The organism is Archangium sp. (assembly GCF_036388035.1).
In the GTDB taxonomy this organism is placed as follows: domain Bacteria; phylum Myxococcota; class Myxococcia; order Myxococcales; family Myxococcaceae; genus Archangium.
The window spans coordinates 1-4,537 of the sequence record NZ_DASVSO010000740.1 but is presented as its reverse complement, the minus strand read 5'-3'; the positions used below and the strand labels follow the sequence as shown (position 1 = coordinate 4,537).

3 protein-coding genes and 1 pseudogene are annotated in these 4,537 nt (G+C 73.1%); 1 reads left to right on the top strand and 3 read right to left on the bottom strand.

Annotated features, from left to right (window positions below):
• The 3 genes from VF697_RS30420 to VF697_RS30410 form a co-directional block, all read right to left on the bottom strand.
• Positions 1-1,176: glycoside hydrolase family 15 protein (locus tag VF697_RS30420; protein ID WP_331100399.1), on the bottom strand; the 1,176-nt coding region annotated here is incomplete at its 3' end.
• 121 nt (positions 1,177-1,297) lie between these two features.
• The gene (locus VF697_RS30415) at positions 1,298-3,547 is read right to left on the bottom strand and encodes a hybrid sensor histidine kinase/response regulator (protein WP_331100397.1); all 2,250 of its coding nucleotides are present in this window, start codon (positions 3,545-3,547) and stop codon (positions 1,298-1,300) included.
• Positions 3,548-3,603: 56 nt separating this feature from the next.
• Positions 3,604-4,056, bottom strand: coding sequence for a hypothetical protein (locus tag VF697_RS30410; RefSeq protein ID WP_331100395.1), 453 nt, complete (start codon positions 4,054-4,056; stop codon positions 3,604-3,606).
• Between the two features lie 225 nt (positions 4,057-4,281).
• On the opposite strand from VF697_RS30410, the pseudogene VF697_RS30405 reads away from it, so the two are divergent.
• A pseudogene (locus VF697_RS30405) lies at positions 4,282-4,537 on the top strand (hypothetical protein); the annotation flags it as partial.

Genomic DNA, 4,537 nt, shown 5'->3' with positions numbered 1-4,537 from the left:
GCCGCGCACCTCCCAGATGCCCTCGTCCGGGCGCTCCCAGTTGGACTCCAGGAAGTCGAGCAGCTGGCACTGCAGGCCCCACCCCTCCTCGCGCGGGGGCACGCCGGCGCTCTGGGCCTGGTGGAGGCAGTCGAGCACCTCGCCAAACACGTCGAGCTGGAACTGGCACACGGCCGCGTTGCCCAGCCGCACGGGCGAGGCGCCCTGGTAGCCGGGGAGCCAGGGCAGGCTCTCCTCGGTGAGGCGGCGCTCGCCGGCCACGCCATACATGATCTGCGTCTCCTCGGGCTCCCCGGCCACGGCGCGCAACAGCCAGTCGCGCCAGGCCTGGGCCTCCTCCAGGTAGCCCGCGTCCAGCAAGGCGAGCAGGGTGAAGGTGGCGTCGCGCAGCCAGCAGTAGCGGTAGTCCCAGTTGCGCACGCCGCCGAGGGCCTCGGGCAGCGAGGTGGTGGGCGCGGCGACGATGCCGCCGGTGGGCGAGTAGGTGAGGGCCTTGAGGACGATGAGCGAGCGCAGCACCTCGTCGCGCCAGGGGCCCTCATGGGTGCAGCGCCCGGACCACGCGTGCCACCACGCCTCGGTGTGCGCCACGGCGGTGGTGACGTCGATGGGGCGGGGCGGGGGCTCGTGGGAGGGGTGCCAGGTGAGGAGGAAGTGGGCGCGCTGGCCGGCGGAGAGGGTGAAGTCGGCGCGCAGCGAGGCGTCCTCCACGCGGTAGGGCACGTCGGCGCGGAGGGTGAGCGCATCGGGGCCGGCCATGGCGGTGGAGCGGCCGTTGATGCGGTGCACCCACGGCGTCCGGCCGCCGTAGCCGAAGCGGATGGCCAGGTCCATGTGCACCGGGACGTGGCCCCGCAGGCACACCACCTCGCGGATGAGGTCCGGCTCGCGGCCCCGAGGCGGCATGCAGTCGATGATGCGCAGGGTGCCGTCCTCCGTCTCGAAGTCCGTCTCCAGCACGAGGGTGCCGGGGCGGTAGCGGCGCTGGACGCGGCGGACGCCTCCGGCGGGGGCCAGCAGCCAGCGTCCATGCTCCTCGGTACCGAGGAGGGCGGCGAAGCAGGAGTCCGAGTCGAAGCGGGGCAGGCACAGCCAGTCGATGGAGCCGTCCCGGCCGACGAGGGCGGCGCTCTGGGTGTCGCCGATGAGCGCATAGTCTTCGATGCGGAGGGGCATGTGTTTCCCGGAGGACAGCGACACTGCCCTCCAAGGTAGGTCTCCCAGGGCGAGCAAGCCCCTGTCCCGCCGGCCATGGGCACCCGCTCCCAGTGGGAGCGAGCGGGTGACGGGCCGGCCCCTACGCCACCCCACCGCGCGCCGGGCGCAGCTTCCCGAGGAACGCGAGCAGCTCGTCGAGGTCGATAGGCTTCACGAAGTGGTGGCGGAAGCCCGCCGCCTGGCTGCGGGCCCGGTCCCCGTCCTGGCTGTAGCCCGTGAGCGCGGCGAAGACGGGGCTGTCCTCCCCCAGTCGCTCCCGGAGGCGCTCGGCCACCCCATACCCATCCACCTCGGGCAGGCCGATGTCGAGGATCGCCACATGCGGGCGGGACGCCTCGGCCCGCTTCAGCGCCTGGGGGCAGTCGTGGGCCACGACCACCTCGTATCCGCTCATCCCCAGCAGGTCGGCCAGCCCCTCGGCGGCATCCACGTTGTCGTCGACGAGCAGCACACGCGTGGGGTGCTCGGATACGGCCTCGACCGGGCGCGGAGCGGGCTCTCGCCGCGCGTCCTCGGGGGCCGGTGCCTCGGCGCGCGCGTGGCCTGGCAGCCAGACGGTGAAGGTGCTGCCCCGGCCGGGCCCCTCGCTGTGGGGCTCCACCCGCCCACCGTGCGCCTCGACGAGACTGCGCACGAGCGCCAGGCCGATGCCGAGTCCTCCCTCGCTCCGGTCCAGCGTGCGAGGCCCCTGGACGAAGGGCTCGAAGAGCCGGGGGAGGAGGTCCGGCGGCAGCCCCGGCCCATTGTCCGCCACGGCGAGCGCGATGCCGCCCTCGTGCGCGTGGGCCCGCACGGTGATGTGCCCACCTGGGGGCGTGTACTTCGCCGCGTTGGTGAGCAGGTTCGCCACCACCTGCGTCAGCCGGTCCGCGTCCCCGAGCACCCACAGGCCCGAGGTGGGCACGTCGAGCGTGAGCGTGTGCCGCCGCTGCTCCAGCAGCGGGGCCGTCGACTCCACGGCCCGGGAGATGGCGGACGGCAGCTCGAGGGGCGCGCGGTGCAGCGACATCTGCCCGCGGGTGATGCGGGCCACGTCGAGCAAGTCATCCACGAGGCGCACGACGTGGCGGAGCTGGCGCGAGATGACCTCGTGCTCGGGCGTCCCCGCGAGGCCCCGCCGGCGCAGCAGCTCCAGCGAGCTGACGATGGGCGCGAGCGGGTTGCGCAGCTCGTGCCCGAGCATGGCGAGGAAGGTGTCCTTGGCGTGCGTGGCGGCGACGGCCTCGGCCCGTGCCGTCTCGGCGGCGGCGAGGTTCGCGTCCCGCTCCCGCTCCCGCTCGCGCAGCAGGTGCCCGGAGCGCTCCAGCGCCTCGCCGAGCCGGGCGAGTTCGTGCACGCTGGAGGGCGCCATGTGGGGCGGCTCTCCCCGCGAGAGGGCGGCCGCGGCGGCCGAGGCCTCCGTGATGGAGCGCTCGATGCGTTGGGAAAAAATCCAGGCGCCGCCCACGCTCACGAGCAGCAGCGCGAGCCCGAGCCCCGCGACGGTGAGCATCGAGCGGCTCACGGGCGCGTCCAGGAGCTGCTTGGGACTGGAGACCGCCGCGGTCCACCCCGACAGCTGTGACCGGCTGAAGGCCACGTAGACCTGAGCGCCCTCCAGGGACGTATTGGCGAACACCCCCTCGGTCTCGTCCCGGGTCTTCTCGAGGAACGTGGGCGTGGCCCGCTGTCCGACGAAGCGCTCGGGGTGGCGGGTGCGGGCGGCCACGAGCCCCCGCTGGTCGACCAGCGTGCGCGTCCACTCCTCGGCATCGGAGGACTGCCCGGCCACCACGGAGCCGAGGGCCTCCGGGCTGATGACGGCGGTGAGCACGTACTGGAGCGCACCCTCGCGCATCACCGGCACGCGCACGGGAAAGGCGAGCCTTCCATCGCGGCCCCGCGCGAGGTCCCCGATGAGGGGCTGGTGCGTCTCGATGACCCGCGCGAAGCTCTCCGGCTCGGAGATGCCCGGGAGCGGGGCCCCCCAGGGAATGGCCGTGTTCGTCAGCGGCTGCCCGTCCGAAGCGATCAGCAGCACGAGCTTCCACGACGGCTGCGTGCGCAGCACCCGCTCGCAATCGGCGCGGAAGGCCTCCAGCTCACCGCGCTCGAGATGCTCGGACTGGGCCAGCGCCTGGAGCGCCCGGAGGGTGCCGGACAGCTCGCGATCGAAGTTCGACGCGAGCATGCGCGCCGAGCGCACCACGCGCCGCTCGGCGGCCTCGCGCTCCGAGCGCGCCAGCTGGAAGGCCACGACCGCGGAGAAGACGACGATGGGAAGCAGCGTTCCGAGCGTGAGCCGGACGAGGTGCCAACGCAGTGGAAGGGAGTGAGGAGAGGCGGGCAAAGGGGGCTCGCGGCGACGGTACTGGAGCACCGTGAGTCACGCAAACAACCGCGGGCTCACTCGAATTGCGCCACGGACTCGGTGACGAGCCCGAAGAGCACGGTCTGGAGCGCGAGCAGTCCGTGCTCGGCGCGGGACCAGGTGCGTGGCGGCGCGGTGACGCCGAGGAGCGGAAAGGAGAGTTGCTCGAACAGCCACACACCTCCTCCCAACGCGAGCCCGCGCGGCCCGGCCCCTCGCGGGAGCGCGGGCCTGAGCCACGCATGGAGCAGCCCGAGGGCAGGGCCGTACACCCAGCGCAGGGCGAGTCCCCACCGCCAGGCCGCACGGTGACGGAGCCGCACGCCGAGCCACCGTCGCGCCCCCCGGGTGGCGATGTGATGCACGGCGTACGGAGCGCGATGTCCGAGCAGGGCGTCCCGCAGCGGCTCCAGCGCCGTGAGCGCCAGCGTCCCCACCACCCCCGCTCCGAGCCCTCGCAACAGGCGCCTGCCTCGCCGCTCTCCCATCACCACCTCCTGAAGCGCACCCGCTCCACGGGCAAGTTAGGGCGGCTGCCGGTCGACGCCGGGAAGTTCCCCTCCTTTCGGGTTGAAGAGAGGGGGTAGAGGTCTTCCCCGCTCCGTCACCGTGCGAGCAGGCATGAGGGCTCCTGAAGGTCTCCGGCCCCCCAACGCACGAAGCGATTGCATCGGCTGTAAGTCTCTGGCTTCCTGTACGTCATAGAGGACGTGATGGCGCTGCGAGCACTGGCACTGGTGTTGTTCCTGGGGCTGCACTCGGGTCTGGGTGCGCTCACGGGACTGCTGCACCTGTGCCAGGACGAGCTCCGCCTGCGGGCCACCTGCTGCTGTGGCCACGGCCAGAAGGCGCCAGAGCCCGCTCCCCTGGAATGGGGGCAGGCAGAAGCGCTGCACTGCTGCGACGCCCCCGTGGTCCAGCCCGAGTCCTCCACGGCGCGCGCCACCTTCGAGGGCCGCTGGGAGCTGC

What these genes read in the sequence shown, in the direction of transcription:
- VF697_RS30410 (WP_331100395.1), bottom strand. Translation starts at nt 4,056, where the DNA reads ATGGGAGAGCGGCGAGGCAGGCGCCTGTTGCGAGGGCTCGGAGCGGGG.